Annotated in this window: 19 protein-coding genes; 10 read left to right on the top strand and 9 right to left on the bottom strand. The window is 41.7% G+C overall.

Going from position 1 to position 21,167, the window contains the following annotated elements; genetic code table 11:
- The first annotated feature begins 536 nt into the window (after window positions 1-536).
- The 4 genes from LH29_RS01550 (at window position 537) to LH29_RS23535 (ending at window position 4,430) form a co-directional block, all read left to right on the top strand.
- A complete protein-coding gene (locus LH29_RS01550) occupies window positions 537-773 on the top strand; it encodes a hypothetical protein (protein ID WP_045025804.1) in 237 nt (78 codons plus the stop codon).
- A 344-nt stretch (window positions 774-1,117) separates the two neighbouring features.
- The gene (locus tag LH29_RS01545; protein WP_045025803.1) at window positions 1,118-2,920 is read left to right on the top strand and encodes an indolepyruvate ferredoxin oxidoreductase subunit alpha; all 1,803 of its coding nucleotides are present in this window, start codon (window positions 1,118-1,120) and stop codon (window positions 2,918-2,920) included.
- Window positions 2,921-2,922: 2 nt separating this feature from the next.
- Complete coding sequence (locus LH29_RS01540; RefSeq protein ID WP_045025802.1) at window positions 2,923-3,555, top strand: 2-oxoacid:acceptor oxidoreductase family protein; 633 nt, start codon at window positions 2,923-2,925, stop codon at window positions 3,553-3,555.
- Between the two features lie 17 nt (window positions 3,556-3,572).
- Window positions 3,573-4,430 (top strand): hypothetical protein, encoded by an 858-nt coding sequence (locus LH29_RS23535; protein WP_052670527.1) that lies wholly within the window; start codon window positions 3,573-3,575, stop codon window positions 4,428-4,430.
- 334 nt (window positions 4,431-4,764) lie between these two features.
- On the opposite strand, the gene LH29_RS25010 is transcribed toward LH29_RS23535, so the two are convergent.
- Window positions 4,765-4,896: a hypothetical protein gene (locus LH29_RS25010; protein WP_262485557.1), complete on the bottom strand. Its 132-nt coding sequence runs from the start codon at window positions 4,894-4,896 to the stop codon at window positions 4,765-4,767.
- Window positions 4,897-5,088: 192 nt separating this feature from the next.
- Here LH29_RS25010 and LH29_RS24495 point away from each other — a divergent pair, with 192 nt between their 5' ends.
- Window positions 5,089-5,262, top strand: a complete 174-nt coding sequence (locus tag LH29_RS24495) for a Lacal_2735 family protein (RefSeq protein ID WP_157493527.1) — start codon at window positions 5,089-5,091, stop codon at window positions 5,260-5,262.
- Window positions 5,263-5,486: 224 nt separating this feature from the next.
- Here the strand turns inward: LH29_RS24495 and LH29_RS01530 are convergent, their stop codons facing one another.
- A complete protein-coding gene (locus tag LH29_RS01530) occupies window positions 5,487-5,819 on the bottom strand; it encodes a GYD domain-containing protein (protein WP_045025801.1) in 333 nt (110 codons plus the stop codon).
- A 322-nt stretch (window positions 5,820-6,141) separates the two neighbouring features.
- On the opposite strand from LH29_RS01530, the gene LH29_RS01525 reads away from it, so the two are divergent.
- The 4 genes from LH29_RS01525 (at window position 6,142) to LH29_RS01510 (ending at window position 9,787) form a co-directional block, all read left to right on the top strand.
- On the top strand, window positions 6,142-6,681 hold the full coding sequence (locus LH29_RS01525) for an outer membrane beta-barrel protein (protein ID WP_157493526.1): 540 nt from the start codon (window positions 6,142-6,144) through the stop codon (window positions 6,679-6,681).
- A 10-nt stretch (window positions 6,682-6,691) separates the two neighbouring features.
- Window positions 6,692-8,260, top strand: a complete 1,569-nt coding sequence (locus tag LH29_RS23530) for an FISUMP domain-containing protein (RefSeq protein WP_052670525.1) — start codon at window positions 6,692-6,694, stop codon at window positions 8,258-8,260.
- Between the two features lie 343 nt (window positions 8,261-8,603).
- Window positions 8,604-9,278: a hypothetical protein gene (locus tag LH29_RS01515; RefSeq protein WP_045025799.1), complete on the top strand. Its 675-nt coding sequence runs from the start codon at window positions 8,604-8,606 to the stop codon at window positions 9,276-9,278.
- A gap of 299 nt (window positions 9,279-9,577) precedes the next feature.
- On the top strand, window positions 9,578-9,787 hold the full coding sequence (locus tag LH29_RS01510) for a hypothetical protein (protein ID WP_045025798.1): 210 nt from the start codon (window positions 9,578-9,580) through the stop codon (window positions 9,785-9,787).
- A gap of 185 nt (window positions 9,788-9,972) precedes the next feature.
- On the opposite strand, the gene LH29_RS01505 is transcribed toward LH29_RS01510, so the two are convergent.
- Window positions 9,973-10,344 carry an endonuclease domain-containing protein gene (locus LH29_RS01505; protein ID WP_045025797.1) on the bottom strand — a complete coding sequence of 124 codons (372 nt, stop codon included), beginning with the start codon at window positions 10,342-10,344 and terminating at the stop codon, window positions 9,973-9,975.
- Between the two features lie 951 nt (window positions 10,345-11,295).
- Entirely contained in the window at window positions 11,296-11,592 is a 297-nt protein-coding gene (locus tag LH29_RS01500) for a hypothetical protein (RefSeq protein ID WP_045025796.1), read from the bottom strand.
- Window positions 11,593-12,809: 1,217 nt separating this feature from the next.
- On the opposite strand from LH29_RS01500, the gene LH29_RS01495 reads away from it, so the two are divergent.
- On the top strand, window positions 12,810-13,166 hold the full coding sequence (locus tag LH29_RS01495) for a hypothetical protein (RefSeq protein ID WP_045025795.1): 357 nt from the start codon (window positions 12,810-12,812) through the stop codon (window positions 13,164-13,166).
- Window positions 13,167-13,919: 753 nt separating this feature from the next.
- On the opposite strand, the gene LH29_RS01490 is transcribed toward LH29_RS01495, so the two are convergent.
- The 5 genes from LH29_RS01490 to LH29_RS01475 form a co-directional block, all read right to left on the bottom strand.
- The gene (locus LH29_RS01490; protein ID WP_045025794.1) at window positions 13,920-14,783 is read right to left on the bottom strand and encodes a phospholipase D-like domain-containing protein; all 864 of its coding nucleotides are present in this window, start codon (window positions 14,781-14,783) and stop codon (window positions 13,920-13,922) included.
- A gap of 233 nt (window positions 14,784-15,016) precedes the next feature.
- The gene (locus LH29_RS01485) at window positions 15,017-17,284 is read right to left on the bottom strand and encodes a DUF2357 domain-containing protein (RefSeq protein WP_045025793.1); all 2,268 of its coding nucleotides are present in this window, start codon (window positions 17,282-17,284) and stop codon (window positions 15,017-15,019) included.
- A 12-nt stretch (window positions 17,285-17,296) separates the two neighbouring features.
- A complete protein-coding gene (locus LH29_RS01480; protein ID WP_045025792.1) occupies window positions 17,297-19,171 on the bottom strand; it encodes an McrB family protein in 1,875 nt (624 codons plus the stop codon).
- Window positions 19,172-19,211: 40 nt separating this feature from the next.
- The gene (locus LH29_RS24905) at window positions 19,212-19,352 is read right to left on the bottom strand and encodes a hypothetical protein (RefSeq protein ID WP_262485556.1); all 141 of its coding nucleotides are present in this window, start codon (window positions 19,350-19,352) and stop codon (window positions 19,212-19,214) included.
- 173 nt (window positions 19,353-19,525) lie between these two features.
- Window positions 19,526-20,890 (bottom strand): M24 family metallopeptidase, encoded by a 1,365-nt coding sequence (locus LH29_RS01475; protein ID WP_052670524.1) that lies wholly within the window; start codon window positions 20,888-20,890, stop codon window positions 19,526-19,528.
- Window positions 20,891-21,167 lie beyond the last annotated feature (277 nt).

Here is a 21,167-nt window from a genome sequence, read left to right as displayed (position 1 = left end):
AGCTGATAACGGCAATCACTTCAGCAACATCTTTTTTTTGATCAACAAACAAACAGATCGTTCTGAATTATTTCAGGCAGCGTGATCAGATACCTTAGTATTAAATTACATATTGAAACCAAATCTATAATAAAAACAACATTTAGTAGCCTGTTGCAGGGAAAAAGCTTTATGGAAATTAAAAATTATGCTAAAAAGAAGACAAAAATCATATTCCTGAGCCACCAGTATGGATTTGCGCGTTAATCGTGAGAAATAAACACCGCCCCGTCAGCGAAAAAAAGCCCTCATGCCCCTCGTTTGTAACAGCTTGTCCCGGATTTTCGGGAACGGGTAAAATCGCTTATCGTTTTTAACAAGGTCTTAAAAAGTTAGTAATAGCTGTTTACCGGCATTCGCTTTTGTCGTTAAAATCGACAGAAATCTTAACACCTCGTTGGCAACAATGGGCAGATGAGGTGGTGAAGCAATCTATTCCCTCGATACCACACATAAAACAAGTAGTGCTAAAGCCAACTTTAATTTTATAAATTTGAATGATTAAAAGCATAACAACAGCTATGGAAGAAGAAAAGAAAAAGCCAACAGAACAGGAAAACAAACCGGAAGAAAAGAAAGACCAAAACTGGATTGAAAAAACAGAAGCCAAAATAGACGAAGCGGCTGAAAAACTTCACCAAAGCGAAGCCTACCGCAAAGCCGATAAAAAAATGGAAGACGCCACCAAAAAGCTCTTTCGTAAAGCGGGGCGTTTGTGGGGAAAACTAAAATAACTGTCAGAACCACGCGAAAGGGTTCGCGTGCTTACTATTTTACTACAATAACATCATTCAACACCCCATTTTCTCCTGCTGACAATAACGTAAAGTGTCAGGTACAATGTTTTTGTACTCATTCCTTGTAAATACATCCAGCCAGTATACCACTGCGAAAGCCCCAAGACTTCGGGGGCGCGTTAGCAGGGTTGCTCTCGTGCAACATTTATTGCAAAATACAGATCATCCTTATCAATTTGATAGTAAAAGTTTTAATAAAACTATAATTAATATATTTTTGCCCGCATTTACTAAAAATCTATAAATACATTCTCGTTGCAGAGAGGAATCACTTTTGAACTATGGACATTGGAGTTGAGCTTGCAACAATGCAAATGATGAATGGTAACGAGGCAGTTGCCAGAGGTGCTTTTGAAGCAGGTGTAAAAATTGCTTCCGGATTCCCGGGAACACCTTCTACAGAGGTAATGGATTATACACATCTGAAACACCCGGAGATTTATTGCGAATGGTCGACGAATGAAAAAGTAGCTTTGGAGGTTGCCATTGGTGCTTCATTTGCAGGTTACCGGAGTATGGCAATAATGAAGACCGTAGGTTTACACGTGGCTGCTGATGCATTGGGCGGAGCTGCCGGTAGTCAAATCAACGGCGGATTAGTATTGGTGGTTGGCGATGATGTGGGCCGAATTGCTGGCGACGATTACAACGATTGCCGTCATTACGGGAATATGTTTAACATTCCGGTATTGGAGCCAAGCGATAGCCAGGAAGCCAAAGACCTTATGATAAAGGCCTTCGAGATAAGTGAAGAATACAGCACTCCGGTGATCTTTAAAATCACTTCTGTAATTTGCAAAACCAGCAGCGGCGTAAAAATTGATCCGGATTATACCTACGAAGAAAAATACAGAAATAAATATCCCATCAGTTTCAGTAAGGTGATAATGACTACCATTATGACCAAAGCAAAGGGTTCGGAGCATCCAAAACTGACCAAGTGCTTTAACGACTTTCCTGCGCATATGAACCGTTTGGCTGAAGACAGCAACGATTTCGAAATAAACAGGCTGGAGCTGAATGACAAAAAGATCGGGATAATAACTGCCGGTACTCCTTACTATTACGTAAAAGAAGTTTTGCCCGAAGCCTCTGTGCTTAAACTTGGGCTTGTTACGCCGCTACCGGCAAAGCAGATAAAACAACTGGCCGAACACGTAGACAAACTTTATGTGATTGAAGATGGCCACGATATTATGGAGAAGAATATCAAGGATCTGGGCATTTCGGTTATCGGGAAAGAACTGTGGCCAAAATTTCCGGAGATGATGCGTTTTACTCCTGATGTTATCGAGGAAAAACTGGTGGCCAATGCACCAAAGAGAACACCCCAGGAAGGCGTACCTTTTAGGTTGCCGGTGAGTTGTGCCGGTTGTTCGCACCTTTTTATTTCGCGCGTATTAAAGAAACATAAAATAAAGGCGGCGGCCGATGTTACCTGTGGTCTTATTGGTTGTTTCCCGCATATGGAATCGTATTCCCTGCAAAAATGTATGGGATCGAGTATTGCTTTGGCGCACGGTTACAACGTGGCAAAAAACAATACCGAAAATTTTGTGGCCATGATTGGTGATGGTGGCTTCTGGGCAACCGGAGTAAACGGGCTGATGAACCTGATATTCAACAATAGTCAATCGACAGTGATTATTGTAGACAACAGCTGCCTGGCAATGACCGGCGGACAGAATGTGGCATCCAGCGAATTTGGGTTCAATTACAAACCGGAGAACAAACTGGATATTGCCAAAGTATGCGAAGCGATCGGCGTAAAAGATGTTGTAACTGTTGACGCCTATGAATTTGAAAATCTTGAAGCATCAATACTGAAAGCGGTAAATTCTAAAACCAATTCGGTGGTGATTGTGAAAAAACCTTGTGTTACAAAATTCAAACTGCCAAAAGAAAAGCAGTATTACATCGATCAGGATGCGTGTACAAAATGCCGCAAATGTGTGGGTGTTGGTTGTTTGGCCATTGAAAGTAAAGGAAATAACGGATCGACAGAAATAGTGATCAACGAAGATATTTGTACAGGTTGCGGATTGTGTTCTACGGCCTGCCAATTTGAAGCAATAAAAAATTAGATATGCAAGACTCAGGAAAGAATATCATCATTGCCGGTGTTGGAGGACAAGGGATTCTCCTTTTTAGCAATCTTTTAAGTAAGTTTTATCTGAAACGGGGATACCACTTGAAAATCTCAGACGTGATTGGTTTGGGCCAGCGTGGTGGAGGTGTCGAGAGCCATTTCCGTTATTCCGCCAAACCCGTGTTATCGCCGTTTATTAAAGCAGGAGATGTTGATTACGTTATATCTTTTGAGCAAACGGAAACACTGCGGCATTTGCATGCGCTAAAAGAAGACGGTGTGCTACTGACCAGCACCTACGAGCTTACCTCAACCAGCGTTAATGCCCGACTGCAAAAAGATTTGCCTGAGTGCAAAACCGAGATGATAAAAAGATCGGAGAATACAAAATTTATCATCGAACCGAATGCGCATAAAAACCTGGATTTCGATATCAACAAAATGATGAATGTGGTGATGCTGGGCTACTATGCCGAGTTGAGAAACTATCCGCACGACGAAATGATTCAGATCGTTCGGGAAAACGTTCCTGCAAAGTTTGTTGAAGGCAACATAAAGGCCTACGAGATGGGAAGCCAAATTGCCCGGGAAGAACTTGTTGCTGAGGAATGTGTAGCCATTCGTTGTTAAGTTGAAATTGTTCTGTTATGGAATTGCCTGAAGGTGTAGTACTGCTCGACAGTTTAGGGGATTTACAATCCGATAATAGCCACCCCATTCTTGTTTGTGGGTCGCATTGCGGAGGCAGTAGCGATTTGGCCGCACACATAAAAAACTGTGGTGTAAAAGTTGCTTTTCTCAACAATGCAGGTGTAGGAAAAAATCAGGCAGGAATAAGAGGTATCACTCATTACGATGCAGCGAATATTCTGGCTTGTGCCGTGGATAATTACAGCGCCGAGATTGGTATTTCACAAGATACCTGGGAAAGCGGAATTATAAGTCACACTGGCCCGAAAGCGGAAGCTGCCGGAATAAAAGCCGGCGATTCGGTGAAAGAGGCCGTTGCCAAAATAAGTCATATTGCAAAGGCGCTTTCATTTGAAACAAAAAGCAAGATCGATGAATCAACTGCAGAGAATAATGTGCAGGACAAAAGCACCACGGGAGACCTCAAAAAACAAAAACAAACTCAAGTTGCCGGAACAACTGTTACCGTAACTGACAGCATCACTTTTTTAAACAAAAGCAATGCAGGAGATATCGTGGTATGTGGATCGCATGGTGGATTGAGCGCAGGAGCTTATGCACAAAAATACCACGTAAAAGCCGTGTTTTTTAACGATGCCGGAATAGGTAAAAACAATGCAGGCATAAAAAGCCTCGAATCGCTGAACGAGGCAGGAATCCCTGCCTGCACGGTCGACTGCATGAGTGCAGAGATCTTCAACGGACAGGACGTTCTGGACAACGGCATAATAACGGTTTGCAACCAGCTGGCAAAGGCGGCAAACATCAGCGAAAAGATGACGGTAAAAGAGGCCATTCAATTACTGTCGGTATAAATCCTACCCCACCTTGGTAACGAGGGGGCTCCGCTACCGCGCGAATCCTTTCGCGTGGTTGATAACTACTTTACTACAATAACAGCATCTAACAGTCCTTTCTCTCCCGCATAATCAACAGCACTGCTATACAAATAATCTTCCGCCCTGGTAACATATCCTTCTTCAACAGGATTTTGATGAACATATTCTATTTTTTCATCGATTACCTTATCGCTCCATAATTCGATTGGCTTATTGTCGTGCCTCCAAAACTGATACTCACCTGCCCCTCGTTTGCAACGAGGGGTTAATATCTTGTCGTTTTAAACGACATCCTAAAAAGTTTGTAAAGCTATTTGCCAAAATCCGCTTTTGTCGATACAATCGACTTAACTCCTGCCCCTCGTTGCAAACGAGGGGCAGACAGGAATTCGCCCGATAGCAGGGAGGGGTAGATGGGTTTTAATTCTGCTAATTCCAACATTACTACTAATATTTGGTTAATGATGTTATATTCGATGTAAAACTGCTCATGGTTTGGTATGATGAGGCATTAATAAGCCAGACAACGGTGCCCGCAAATGCTTTACTGCACAGAGCGAAAGCATTATGAACTTTCGATGTGCACTGCTGTTTATTTATTTGATGCCAACGTTAAACAATAAATATAAACACCATGTTCAACATCTTTAAAAAAGACCCTGCTAAACGCTTACAAAAACAATACGATAAATTAATGGAAGAAAATTACCATTTGTCGAAGACCAACCGGAAGCTGGCCGACCAAAAGTATGCCGAAGCCGAGGCCGTGATGCAAAAGATCATTGCCCTCAAGCAACAAGATAAATAACACGTAACTGTTGAGATTTATTGATAAAGCACACGAAAGCTCCAAAGAGTAACCAGTTGCGAATCACGCGGCAGCAGCATGAAAGTGATCCCATGATTTTATTGCTAAACAGCACAAACTCCCTCTGCCCCTCGTTTGCACCTAGGGGGAACTATTTTGTCGTTTTTAACGACGTTGTACAACGCAAATGATTAGCCCGATTTGCCGGGAGAAGCAATCTCTGTTTACGGCAACCAATCTACTCCCGGAGCGCGGTATACGCCTGTTCGTTTTGCTGCCTCATCAATTTCTTCGGGTGTAAGCAATGGAATACTACTTACCGTTACCAGTCCACTCGATGCTGCCTGCAGCGAAAAGGCCGCCATACCGGCACTGTCGGGCATATCGAATATGCCGTAAATATCGTAATCGCCAAAAGCATAATACACACACTCTACGTTTCCGCCCAGCGAAGCCACTAATTTTTCAATCTCAGAACGCCGGCTTGAGCCTCCCTCTTTCATTAATCCCCTCATTCCTTCGCCAATGTAATTTCCACAAACCAGGTACTTTGCCATACTATTTCAATTTAAGACAGAATTGTCTGTTGTTACTTCTAAAATAACGATGCGAGCGATTTAAGGTTACGCCCGGGGTATTTTTATGCTGTAATAATTAACAGACCACGCGAAAGCCCCACAACTTCGGGGGCGCGGTAGCTCTTCCTGCCCCTTGTTTGCAACGCGGGGTAGACGAGAGATTACTTCGGTCTCCGTCGGCTGACGGATCCCTCGTAATGCCATCAAAAAGCCTTTTGTTTTGTCAGAAACGAACTGCACAAAACCGATTGAAATATCAGTAAAAAGCAGTAACTTTCTTATACATTAATACCACTAAGCCATGAAAACAACATTGTTGCGATCGCCTCTGATAAAGAGCATTACAATTTTCACCATGGTTATATTGCTGAGTACCCCCCTATTGTTTGGACAGTCCTCACATCATGGTGATATCGGTGCAGGTGCGGGATTGAGTTATGGTGGATTTGGGACGCGATTGACCTATAGCCCCGTCGAACAACTCGGTGTATTTGGTTCGTTGGGATACAACCTGGATGGCCTGGGATATAACCTCGGAGTACAGTATCATGTACCCTCTCAAAAAAGACTGAGTCCATATCTCACAGCTATGTACGGATACAATGTGGTACTGATTGTCGACGCCGTGGTAATGGAAACCAAAACAACTTATTTTGGCTTTTCGGCAGGTGTCGGTGTTCAATTCAAATTAAAGGAAAAATCATTCCTAAGTGCTGAGTTACTGGTTCCATTCCGACCTCAGGCCTATAAAGATGCTGTTGACGATCTTGAGTCAATGGAATATGATATTAAAGATCCCTTGCCGGTAGCATTTTCTATCGGTTATCATATAAAATTTTAATCTTAACGAAATGAATCCACGGCTCACTCGCTATAAAAGCAAACTCAATAAGTGTTTTCTTACACTTGTTATCGTTTGCCAGGGAATAGTTCTGAATTCCTGTTTTGAAAATCCTTTCCCACCGGAACTCACCACACAGCCCATAGAACTTATTGATGCAATAACAGTAACAAGCGGAGGAAATATTACCAGCGATGGCGGTACAGAGATCTTTCAAAAGGGTATCTGCATAGGTTTCGACAGCTCACCCACACTGCAAGGTATTTTCACGATGGATGGCGTTGGGAATGACGATTTTACAACGATCCTAAACCTGGCTCCTGAAATGACTTATTACCTTAGGGCTTATGCAATAAATGGCGCTGGTATTGGATATGGAGATGTTTTATCCATCACACTGGAACCACTCCCCTTTACTGAAGCTGTTATTGTGGATTTTGGTGATATCACCGGTAGCGAGGCTTTTATGAGAGGGCGTATTGAGTCGAACCAAACGGTTACTTCAAGAGGAGCCTGCTGGAGCACCACCATAAATCCAACCATCGCCGACAGTAAAACCGAAGCAGGAAGCGGAACCGGAATTTTTGAAACCACAATAACCGGACTTTTACCCGGTACAAGCTATTATACACGTGCCTATGCTATTGCGAACGAGGAAGTTTTCTACAGCAGCAATTATGAATTCACAACCATAGGATTCCCACAACTTACTACCAAACAAATAAACAATGCAGGAACTTTCGTAATATCAACCGGGGGCGATATTTTGTCACCAGGTATCATCCTAAACGCAGGTGTTTGCTGGAGTACTGATCCTTCGCCAACCATTGCTGATAACAAAACCGAAGACCAGCTCAATTATTCATCTTTTACCAGCGATCCCTATGGCTTATTACCGGCTACTACCTACTATATCCGAAGTTATGCAACCAATATTGCAGGCACCGGATATGGTAACGAACTTGTAGTTACCATGCCAGAAGCAACGGTTTTTGATCCGGATGGAAATCCTTACTCGTCAGTGACCATTGGAACACAAACCTGGCTGATCGAAAATCTGAGGACTACAAAATATGCCAATGGAGATAATATCCCCAATATAATTGATAATAGCGATTGGCAGAATGCTACATCCGGAGCCTGGTGCTATAATGAAAATATTACTGCCCTTGAGGTTCCCTATGGCAAGTTATATAACTGGTTTGCTGTAACCGACTCCCGTAATGTATGCCCGGCAGGATGGCACGTTCCCACCGATGAAGAATGGCAAACCCTTATTACCTACTTAGGCGGCAGTGATGTGGCAGGCAATAAACTGAAAGAAACAGGAACGGCACATTGGCTTCCATTCAACGATTTTGCGACGAACAGCAGTGGATTTACCGCATTGCCGGGAGGAGCCCAGAGTGCCTTCCCCGGATATTCATATCCTGTTAACAGCCTGGGAATGTTCTGGACTACAACACCTCTTGATGGAGAAAATGCATACGGTTATTATTTATTCGATTCCTATCAATCCATTCACAAACAAGAATATATCAAACAAACCGGTCTTTCAGTACGGTGCATAAAAGATTAATTTGCGCTGTAACAACTTATAAACGGCCAAGAAAGATTACTTCAGTCTCCGTCGGCTGACGGATCCCTCTTAATGACAAAGTAGTTTAAAATGATCTGCCGCGGACGACCAGCTCATTCATCCCGGCACGATTCATTCCCGTCCGCGGCGATGTATCCCTATTAATATTTGTCATTGCGAGCGAAGAGAAGCAATCTCTGTTTACGGCAACCAGTCGATACCATCCAACTATAACCCGGAACTGAACACGAATCTATCGTGCACAAACAGCGGCATTCCAAAAAAAAAATCAAACAATTATCCGTTCTGTCAGTTGGAATTAATAGAAACCAAAATTTTTTGTATGAACTATTTAGTAAAAATTAATGCTGTTAAAACGACTAATGAACTTGAAGATGCCTGGAGTAACGAAGACTACAAAGCGTTGCTGGCACGCTTTGAATATCCCGATGCGGCACAGTTAAAACCCGCGGAATTAAAAGAATATCTTTTTCTGGCTATTTCCGATTTTGAACCCCATGAGGCAGCCGCCATTCTACTTGATTACAAATGCTCGGACCAATTAGTCGACGGACAAATCGACAATCTTTCGCACGAAATGCTACGAACCAAAACCTTTGAAAATTATTCCGAAATCGATCTTCACCACGATTTGTTTAACATTAACCAGTTGCTTTACAGTGCCTACAACGGAAAGTTTCCTCTGGGTACGGTAAACCTTGTGGAAATGGAAATAAAGGGCGACGACAATGTGGAGGAGCTAACAAAAGAAACCGCACTAAAAGCGCTGAGTTACGGGCTGTCGGAAAACAATTTAATTAACCGCCTGCTTAGCGACCAGATTGAGGGACACAAAGCTTTTCCCGAAGCCGAAGGAATTGTATGGGAGTTGCAACACAAGGGAGACGATGTTTATACCTTAACAATTTCGGAAAAATGGCTTACCAAAACCGAAATTACCAACCCGGAGTATGAATGCACGGTTGTACCGTTTGAAGAACACCAGGAAGCGAATTAAAATCGCCTGTCTGCCTACCCCCCGATAGCTGAGATTACTTCATCCCCCCACCTGCCCCTCGTTTGTAACGAGGGGTAAAATATCTTGTCGTTTTTAACGACGTCTTAAAAAGTTTGTAAAGCTATTTGCCAACATCCGCTTTTGTCGATACAATCGACGGAAACCCCAATCTCTTCCCGAAAAATTCGGGACAGGCTGTTGCAAACGAGGGGAGACGGAGCGGCGGAGATGAGGAATAAAAAACAAACATTTTACTTTTTACAACGTTCTACTAATATGAATCTTAAAACACTACTAACATGGAATTTACCGAAAAAATAAAGACCGAATTAGAAGGAAAAATCAAAGAACTGGAAGACCTGATTGCTGAAAAAGGAGTTGGTGCAAAACAGCTTAAAAAAGCACAACGCACACAACGTAATGTCAATCTGGCCATTATTGTTGGAAGCCTGATTACCGTTGCAGGAATCACCGTTTGGGCAGTAAGCAGCAACTCCCGAAAAGAGTAAGGGCAAAAAGAGATTACTTCGGTCTCCGTCGACTGACGGATACCCCCTCCTGGCAGGAGGGGAATTTTTCGTGCTTCAGGCCGGGTTGCAAGTCCAGAATTTAAATTGAAATACGAACATTTCTCCTCCTTTGAGGAGGAGTACCGCTGATGCAGTGCAACGGAATCAGTGGGGAGGTGGTGAAATTACCCCATTATTTCTCTTTTCTTCCCAAAATCAATGATGTCCTGTTTAATAACCTCCGGATATTCATACACCCAGCGATTTTCATAACGCAATACTGTTATTCCCAATTTATTTAATTCCTCATCGCGTTCGGTATCCCTGGCAATACTATTTAAATCGGCATGAACCTCTCCATCCAATTCAATCGCCAACATCAACTCAAAGCAAAAAAAGTCAACGATATATTTTCCAATGGAGTGCTGTCGTCTGAATTTATAACCACCAACCTGACTTTGCCGAAGTATTTTCCACAAAGTTGCTTCGGCAGCTGTACCGTGATTGCGCAAATGTTTTCGGATTGGCTTGAAGAACCTGCGATTGTGGAGTTTCATTTTTTCTTTAAAGTTAATGATTTGAGCTTATTATATCAATCACCACCACCCCATCCGTCGGCTGACGAATACCCCCCTCCTGGCAGGAGGGGAATGTTTCGTGCTACCAATTAAATTCTCATTTCCAATATTGCTACCGGCCAAATTTAGCTACGCTGATTTTCAATTCTCCTCCTGTGAGGAGGAGGGGACCAGCGCAGCTGGTGAGGTGGTGGTTTTAAAATAATAATCCAAGTAGAAATAAACACCACCCCGTCAGCGAAAAGGTATTAAATTTTCCATGGCAAATCAGGTGTCGCTGCCACCCCTCCTGGCAGGAGGGGAATTTTTCGTGCTACCAATTAAATTCCCATTTCCAATATTGCTACCGGCCAAATTTAGCTATACTGATTTTCAATTCTCCTCCTCACAGGAGGAGAGCCTGTCCCGATCGAGCAAAGCGAGCATCGGGAGGACCAGCGCAGCTGGTGAGGTGGTGGTTTTAAAATAATAATCCAAGTAGAAATAAACACCACCCCGTCAGCGAAAAGGTATTAAATTTTCCATGGCAAATCAGGTGTCGCTGCCACCCCTCCTGCAGGAGGGGAAATTTCGTGCTACCAATTAAATTCTCATTTCCAATATTGCTACCGGCCAAATTTAGCTACGCTGATTTTCAATTCTCCACCTGCCCCTAGTTTGTAACGAGGGGTAAATATCTTGTCGTTTGTAACGACAATTAAAAAGTTTGTAACAGGTAAATACCATAATTTCTACCTGTCGATACAATCGACGGAATTCCCAACCCCTTCCCGAAAAATTCGGGACTGGCTGTTGCAAACGAGAGGTTGATGAGGGATTCGCTGAAAGGCTTGTTTGTAGCAGCTTTGAAGAGAACTAAAAGATTGAGCTGAGTCTAAAATATGCTTACCATTTTTCCGGGGCAGATGTGCCGAACCCGAGAACCGACTGCTAATTCTGAATCGATTGGCGGAACTCCATCACTTTTTCAAAAAAAGACCGATCCTCGCCCAGTTCCATAATGCGCACAACCTTATGCCCACATGCAGCACAATGCCCTTCAATGCGGATATCATTCAGATCGTCGAGACTCGCTGTGTAATCCACCACTCCTTTGGGGCAAACAGCTTTGCAGTTGTTGCAATACACCCCATTCTCCAACAAAAATTGAAAATCCTGTTTCTCCTCCTCGTTTAGCAACACATTTAATTGAAAGGGGTTCAGCTTTAACTCTTTTTGTTTTTTCATACTACTAAAATTGCTTGTTTTCAAAAGTATAGTAGGTAACTCGCATGACTTTTAATCAGCTTCTGTGTATAAACATTTCCCTGCTCGTGCTTAAACGCCATTTTTCTTCCCCCTAATTTAATCAATTTGCCTGAGAAACAGGTGTTGATAATAAAAAGGAAATACACGCTGAATGCAAATTTTTAAGGCACAGAAAAGATCAAAACAATACCAGATACAGCGTTCCTAAATCGGAGGGCCCGAAATTGATGCGATCAACTTTCCTGTTTTTGACAAACAAAACACCGATTGCAGCTCTGTGCGAGTGGGTTTAGCGGGGAATTAAAATTTTATTTCAAAGTATAGCCGAATTGTGACAGAAAAGAATACTTTTGCCCTGCTTTTTAGGGCTTGGCTTCCACCTGCTCTAATCAGTTTAAAACCTTATCATCTATTTGATAAGGTTTTTTTATGGGGCGCCCTCTTGGTTTAAGCCCCTAGTTTTACTGCTTTTGGGCCTACCCGTTAAACACGACGGCTAAAAAACATACAGGATGGTGGTTTTTGTAGTGTGTCGGCTATTGGCCAAGTTCAATGTATTAAATCAGATAGAGGGATAAGTTTACTGATATAGGATTTGCAGTTTAACTTCTGACGGAGATAAGCAAGATCTACACACCTTTAACATAAGTGGAATTACCCTCCCTGCCCCTCGTTTGTAAGGAGGGGTAAATATCTTGTCGTTTGTAACGACACCGTGCAACGCAAATGATTAGCTTTATAAAAGAGCGACAGAAGAGATTACTTCGGTCTCCGTCGGCTGACGGATCCCTCGTAATGACTTCATGATAAACATAGTTAAGGCCGCGGACGAAAAACTTGTTCATCCCGGCATAGTTCATTCCCGTCCGCGGCGATGTGTTATTCTAATTCCTGTCATTGCGATCCCGATGAGTAAAACGAATCGGGAGAAGCAATCTACCCTGCTACATAACATATTGACAACCAAGTCTATTTTCCATAATTTTATACTCGTTAAAAACCAAAAAACACGGTTAACCCAGAACCCTCTGAAAATACCGTAAAAATTTTAACACTGATACGATCACATGCTACAGGGATAGCATGTACACGCCATTATAGAATCCCGGCGTGAATACGAAAAAGGCCACCTGCGCCGGCAAGCAAACAGGTGGCCCGAATTAAAAACTATTTGTAAATTTTTAAATCGCCTAAATATGGCAAATTTAACCGAGAGTAAGAAGCGTGATTTTGTTTCGCAGTTAATCGTGATCCTGCAACAAAATTCAAGCCTTCTAACCGACAAGGGTTTCGACCCTACAGCAAAGATCACACAGTTACAAACTGAATTGGCAACAGCCGACGACGCCGAGGGTAAACAGCTTGAAGCGGCGGCTGCAGCCAAAGATGCTACTAAACTGGCCAACGACACCCTCGATGTTGCTTACACCGATTGTTCGGCCACTGTTGACCTTATTACCGGTTTACTGGGAAAGAAAGACAACCTGGTACTGGAGATAAAAAAACTCCGTAATACCGGGCGACCTTCAAAAAAAGTTCCGGTAACGGAATAACTACTTACGTGATAAAACCGGAGGAGCTTGCCGGCTCCGGTTTTTCATTTTACGCTGGTTCCGATTTGCACTCGGGACCTTTTTTATACAAAACTTCTCTTCTCCCGAATTGAAGACAGATTTCCGGCTTACAAAATCACTTAAAATTTATTTCTGAACTCCGGTAATCATGCTTTTACCCTTGGTAATAAGGCCGCTCCCCCTGGGTATAATAGTTTTTACCTAAGTAATTGCTCCTATCCCATAGGGAATAGCTATTATCCTTTAGGGAATTATCGTTCTACCCTTGGGTATAATGGTTTTACCCTTGGGTATCATAGATATTACCTAAGGAATTGCTGCTTTACCCTTGGGAATATCTATTATACCCTTGGTAATTGTCCTTCTACCCTTGGGTAAAAGGCCTGTACCCAAAGTGTGAAAAGCGCGGAAAGGCCTATGAATAGTGGGATTAGGAAGTTTAGAAGAATCCTTTATAAAAAACAGGAACCGGATTACGCATTTGCGCGAATGAGCTTGGCGGGGAATTAAAATTTTATTTCAAAGTATAGGCGAATTGCGACAGAAAAGAATACTTTTGCCCTGCTTTTTAGGGCTTGGCTTCCACCTGCTCTAATCAGTTTAAAACCTTATCATTTATTTGATAAGGTTTTTTTTATGTACGGTGCTACCGGTGTTGGTGAGCGATTCTATCGCGTATTTTAATTATCTTTTAGCTGTAAATAAACCATACGATCGTGCGGGAGCAGGGAATTAATTTTGTTGATAAACATATTTCTTGAATGTAACAACATCCTCAATGAGATTGTGAATAGATCCCATTAAATTTATCTTTTCCTGCACTTTCAAATTATCCAGATATATTGTAGATAATCTACATTTATAGTTGGCTTGAATCAGATCATAATAGTTTGCCTCACCACGAATTAACGTCAAATTAAATCCACTTGTTACTGGCTGACTAAAGCTGTAGCTGGTAAAACAACTTGCTTCATCCCTTGAGATTATTGCACTAACAAATAATGAGTTATTTGTCTTATCAATGTCTAAAAAGAATTTATTTGACAAAGCATAGATTATTAGTGATCCTTTCTGGAAATATACCGATGTTGACGAGTTAGTTAAACTTTCAAGGAAATTGGCCAGAACAACAGTAAATTTTTCTCGACTTAAATAAAGGTACTCTTCTGATGGTTTCTCACTAACCTTGTTTATTTGTAAAAAATCATTTACGAAGTTCTTTAATTCATCCAACTCCTCATTAGTCTCTAGTTTACAACCAATTTCTATAGAATTGCTATTGGAAAAGGAAAGCAGATTCATAGATGAAATTACACCAGTCCTTTCATTGTAATAAAATTTCGCATGAAGATTTTCCACAAGGTTGGGAGTTAGGCCTAATTGTTCAACCTGTTCCCACGAATTTGCATTATCAGGGTCATTCCGAACAAAAAAGTCAATTTTCACACCTCTTTTCAAAGCATGCTTTAAGGCATCAGCCATCTGCCTCCAATTATTAAAATTGACATAGGGAGATACTATTACTAAAGAATCACGTGCTTGGTAAATAACATCAAAAATCTCACTACTAATGCGGTGTGGTTGAAGAATCCTCATAATGTAAGTTTAAATATTCTGTCCAATTGCAGTTAAGACAGAAATCTGTCCTTATTCAATAATTGGATTGAGATCCGCTAAAATAATAAAATAGCTTTAGCCCAATCTAAAACTTATCCAATCCTCTCGAAAGTTTCTACAAAAGACAAAATGGCAATCGTCTAATAAAAAAACTTCCTGTCAATCATATTAATGTATTCCTGATTTGAAACTGAATTTTTAAAGTTGAATGGCTAAATTTTCACTTTCATCAACTCAGTTAATGAAACAGCAAAAGGTAATCCAGATCCTCGACCAGTTTTATATTCTTTAAGTTTTGTAATATCCCATTTGCACCCTAATAATTCCTTTTCTACAATATTTTCGATTTTGTAAACCAAATAATAATCCTGAGAAGGTTCAGTAGGATATTTATGCTTTTTCAAAGTTTGTTTTGAGAATACACGAGGACCAGTATCAACAATTTTTAGAATCTTACCTGTTGAAGTCTCGCCCCTTGTATGAAGAAGCAAATATTTTGCACCAGCTTCTTTCGGTCCTAGTTTTAACGATCCACGATTACTGTCAGCACGAGCGTTGTATAATCCTTCGCTTGTAATCCACTGCCATTTATTTACCTCGTAAAATCCAACTAAAACAAATGTTTCATCAGGAATCAAACTTCTATTTTCTCCGATTAATTCAGGCAGTGTTTCTTTAACAATTTGATCAGAGTCAGATTTATGAATATCGTAAGTACGAAACGACATTTTCTCCCTTTGCGATGCCCGGTTTAAGAAATGTGCAATTACCTCTTTCACAAAATCCTTTAACTCCGCTGTACCATTGTTTGATTTTGATGGCCGAACAGGAAAAGCTCCCAAACCCGGAATTATTTCTCTGAATCCTGCTTCTTTACTTATTTGATCTCCCGGATAAAGCACATATGCCCCGGCCGTTCGCCTGATTGCATCTTTGTAGGCATGCATTTTTAGTAAATCAACATTCTTATACTTTCCTCGAATACTTCCACGAACAACATTTTCGTCATCATCTTCACGGTTAATAATCTGAGTCAGATTGTCAATTTTGTACTTTGCATCAAAATGAATATGTACGATTAACTCTTGTTCCTCAGCTTGCTTTTCACCTATACCATTGGGCCAGATTGAAAGCGTATAATCGGGGCGTAAAGTTTTTGTCCAGCTTCCGCCGTCCGGATACTTTTTCCCTCCTCCAAAACTTCGGTTAAAACAGAATTTTACGTTTAACTTTCTGCTTCCTGCATCATAAACTCCTTTTATGGCTGTTTCAATTCCTTGCTTCAACATTAAACTAAGTCCGTCGGTAGACTTGACAATCAAATCTTCCACATCTTTAGGTTTTAAATGAAACAATTCGGCAAACAAATCGAGCAAAGTAAAAAACAGCCAATATTCATACAGCGTTGCCACATCACGCTTACCAGCATCGTAAACATCGTCGCCACCTTTCCAAACTAAAAGTGCCGCCAAGTCAAACATTAGCCAAGCCCGCAGAATTTCGCGATAACCTTCCCGGCGTTGTAGTACCGGGCTGTTTAATCGAAGTGTTGCAGGCCGCGATATTTCTTTAAAAAGGGAATGACTAAGGTGGTTTTCGAGCGATTTAATTACCTGATTGGATTCAACGTTTATCCTTGTTCCTTTTTGAGTCCGTAATTCAATGTCAAGACAAAGCTTTAAAAATACTTCCAGTGCATGTTTTATAAAGCGATTTTCTGGTGTATCAACTGTATCGGTTTTCCGATAAAGCTGAATATGCGTTGGCAAACTTGTTAAGCCTTTTTCTCTTAAGAAATGACCATCGGGAATATCCATTCTCGATCGGCCAGAAGCAATTTGCCTTATTTCTTTCCCCGAAATCCGCTTTACCTTTCTAATATCTGCTGTTTCCGCCTCTTCTTTCCACTGAGTTACCGGAGAACTGATGACTCGTTGAACAGCTTCACCAAATTCATCGGTTTGAATAACCGATTGAATAAAAGCAAATCGTTGATAAAGAGTTTTCGGATTATTTAAATAGTCAGGAGTTAAATACTGTTTTACCGGAGAACTGGCTTGCAACAATAGTTCGGTGCATTTTTCAGTAATGTACTCCAACATGTACCGATAGTCGTCGCGGTAATTTGATTTTACCGATCTCACCTCTAAATCAATATTCCCTACAAACTCCGATGTTTTAACATCAAACACCCTCAATGATAAACGGCCAACAAATATATTTGGAACTATGCGACCACCTGAATTATCTCTTTTTGATACAGAAACAACATCATCGGCTTGCAATTTGTATCTATCGGTGTTAAAAGAATATTCATAGCTACAGCCTTCAACCAACTGGTGACAAGCTTCTCCATAATCGGCAGCTTCGTTTGGATCAATGACAAAAAGTGAATTTCTGTTCTCCTGTTCGGCAAACAAGCAAAATTTTACTTCGTCATCAAATGCTAAGGGAATTTCTATTTTTTTCAGGTAAGCCAAGTTGTTTCCGTTTTAAGCTTCTGCATAACTGGCAAAACCATTGTCAACCGCTCCTTTGTGCATGCGCGTAATTTTTTCGAGCGATAAGGGATATTTTACGCCTTCTGTTTCATAATCAAATTCTTCTTTTTCAAAGACTTCCTTTTCTACATCTTTAATTAAATCTTCCTCAACACAGAATCCGCCCAGCGTAACCAAAACAGGGCAAAGTTTACGGCGTGAGCCGTGAAGTTTTGGAAGCAACTTTTGCATGATTGCAATATCCAGCTTTTCCTCATCTTTTAACTGCGGATCTATAACAGTAAGTTGATTGATTAAACGATGAATTTCGTATGCACTCCGGTAACCAAATTCTGCGCCTGTCTTCTTTAGCTCACTAAAGAACTTAATCAGAGTATCGTTCAAATCTCCGTTGGCCGGATTTTCAAACACGTTAGTTTGCGCCATTTGCATAAAGCTTTGCGCCATGTCTGCACCTTCGCCTTTTAACTGACCCAGATCGGGTTTTGATGGATTCTTAAGAAAATCTGTAATCTCTTTTTCTGAAATCCTGAATTCAATAACATTAGCGCGATCCAATACCTTCGGACTAAACATATATGTTGTTTCATCCACATTTATAGTTCCAATTATAAACAGATTAGAAGGCATAGTTACGTAAGCAGGCACACCGCTTTTTTCTTCATCACCTGAATGAAAACTGACTTTTCCATTTGACTCCATCACACTTAGAAAATCGGCAAAATAACGCTCCACATGGCTTAGATTCATTTCGTCGAGAATCAGGAAATGAGGTAAATGATCTTTATCTCGTGCATGAAGAATTAAATCTACAACACCGTTATCAGGTTTAATATACTTTGTTTGATCCAAAGCATTAGCGTAACCCAATAAAGGCTCACGGTTCGTCCAGTCTGCACCAACCGGCACAATTTTATATTGTTCCTCTTCACCACAAATCCACTGAACAAAAGCTTGCGCTAATTTCGTTTTTCCTGAACCGGCAAGGCCGGAGAGAATTAGGAAGGGTTTTGTTAATAACGAAGAACAGTAACGAGTCACAAGTTTGTTCTCAAAGAGCAAACCGGCATTCATTAAATGGTTCAAAAATAAGTTTATTTCAAATTTTTTTTCAGACATTGAAGGACGGGGTTCAATAGGCTTAGTCGGAGTCGTTGGTTTGTTTCCTAATCTTGCTTTATATTCATGAATTATTTCTCGTAAATCTTTTTCAAGAATTTCTTGTGAAGGAAGTGATTCAACATCATAAACCTTAAAAATAAAAGAATCCCCGTATCTTTCAGGAATTCCTAAATCCTTCTCTTTAAAATAATTTTTGATGGTTATTTTTTCGTCATCGAAATTCCAGTTTAACAGAGGTGGATTTGTTTCGCTTATTCCGTATGCAAGAATTAACTTATGACTTGATTTATACAAAAGATAGACTGGGTAAATTCCATTATCTGTTTTTTGATCTTCCCCAAGGAATGATATCCATGGAATCCGGGCAGCGTTTCCCTTTCCAAAGCTTACTCTAACCTTTAATTCCAAGAACTTTTTTTTGTAATGTGAATAGGTCAGGTCATTGGTTTTGGACTGCTCCAAGAATTTATATAACTCCTGCGTGAATCTATCTTTCTCCATAATAGTAAAACCTAAATCTGTCAAATACTTAAATGCTCTTCTTGTTGAATTATAAAAATCACGTATTGTGATTTCTTCCCCCCCTAACAATTTATTGGCTTCTGATAAAACTAGTATTGGTGGATATTTCTTCCCATCATGAACGAGATCATACATAACTGATTCTCTACCATTAATTAACGCAGGACTTTCATCAATTCTTTTAATGGCTTGTAATATGCTTTCGCGGGTAAAATTTTCCATTAGAATATTGGTTAGATTGAATTTTAATCTTTGTTTAAAGTTAGATTTTGTTTAACAATATCCAAAGATCACTCTCACAATTTAATAAAAACTTCCGCACCAGCATCTCAGGCTTTGTGTTTTTGCCTTTAATGCGGCTCATATTATACGAGCGGGTTGTTTTGTTGTGTACATCGGCCATAATACTGTAAAGGTAAAAGGCAAAAGTGGAAAGGCAAAAATTGAGCGAAGCGAATTGAAAATCGGCCGTAGCCAAATCCCGACCGAAGCGTCGGGGGAAAGAGAGAGTTAGTCACTGGTCAACAGTCACTGGTAGTTGTCTTGCAACTTGTGACTTGCAGCTGATTCACCAACTCACTCCACACCCGGCAGCGCCCGCGGAATGGTGAACAGTTCGGTTTGGCGTCCATCGATATAACGTACGGTATCGCCATCGAAAAAGGCATCTTCTTCGAGCATAATACGAATCTCCTTGTTCCACTCGCTGATGGTTACCGCAGCGTTTAGCTCAATGGCATAGGCGGTATTGGCATAAAGCGGGTAGTCGCCGGCCCCGGGAACGCCGTCCTGCTGATCCCACAACCCAATGGTTGGCCCGGCAGCATGCCCGTGAAAACCCAGCGGATGGGTATAAATACTTGCTTTTAAGCCCTCGGCCTTAAATTGTGCGAGCGCGGCTTTAAGTATGTCGTTACCCGATAAACCGGCTTTAAAGTTGGAGGTAAAAATATCCTGCACGCGGTTGGCGGTTTTAAAGGCGGCCTTCAGATAAGGGGGTGCGGCAGTTTCGCCCGGCTGAAGCACATAGGCATGTTGCTGCGTGTCGGTATTCAGGCGCAGATAGGTAATGCCAAAATCGACATGTAAAAGATCGCCCGGCAGAATCACCTGCTCGTCGGGATTTTCGGAGAAGGCCTGCAAATGATCGAACTTTTTGGTGTCGGCACGCTGAATTTCCACCGAGGGATGAAACCAGGCGGTAAACCCCAGTTCGCGAATGCGATTGCGGTACCACCACACCACATCGTTGGTAGTGGTAACGCCCGGCTGAATGACTTTTTCAGAAAATCCTTCGGCAATGATCTGGTGGGCCATGCGTACAATATTCGGGTAAACGATTATTTCGGAGGGGGTGCGGGTTTCGAGCCATCCAATGGCCACGTTTTCGGCACTTACCACCCGCGAGCGGTAGTTGCCGGGCAGCACCTCCATCAGCTTGTCGTACAGTGTGGAGGACAGTCCGTCGGCCAGGGCAAAAGTCTCCGATTTGTTGATACCTATTTTTGCCGGATCTTTGGCGGCGATGATCTCCGCCAGTGCTTTCCACTGATCGGGCTGCTCTTCTTTGTTCCAGATGGTTTTAAAGGTTTTGCCGGTGTCGTAGCGCGACACACCAAAGGTTTCCAGCGGTTTTCCGTCGCCCGGATCGTAGGCGATTAACATGGTGGTTCGGCGCGCCGATTGCCAGGTGGCGGGCAACAGTGTTTTTATCACCGGATCTTCGTTGTATTCGCGGGCCATTACCAGCCACATATCAACACCGGCCCGGCGCATTACTTCGGGCAATACGGTTTCCACGCGTTCTTCGAGCCAGGCATTTACCACCTCGGCACGTTGTTGCATATCAAGCGTTTTGGGGAAATACGGATTTTGTGCCACTACCGGAAAACAAAAAAGAAACAACAACAATAGCGTAAGGGCAGATTTTTGGTTTGTCATACGAACGGATTTATGAATATTATGATTAAACAGCGTTTAAATGTAGTAATTTTTGGGGATGGTAAGTGAATCCAACCACCCCGTCAGCGAATTCGTTTCTGGTATTCCATAGCAAATATTGCATCGCTGCCACCCCTCCTGAGAGGAGGGGAAATATTCGTGCTTCTGGCTTGATTTTATGCTCAAGTCATGAATGAAATAAGAAATTTCTCCTCCTTTGAGGAGGAGTGGGCTTTTGCGACAAAGGAGTAAAAGGTCGAGGTGGTGACCATTTATA

The organism is Draconibacterium sediminis, from assembly GCF_000949475.1.
GTDB lineage: Bacteria > Bacteroidota > Bacteroidia > Bacteroidales > Prolixibacteraceae > Draconibacterium > Draconibacterium sediminis.
The sequence above is the reverse complement of the archived record's forward strand: the minus strand, read 5'-3'. Positions and strand labels throughout refer to the sequence as shown.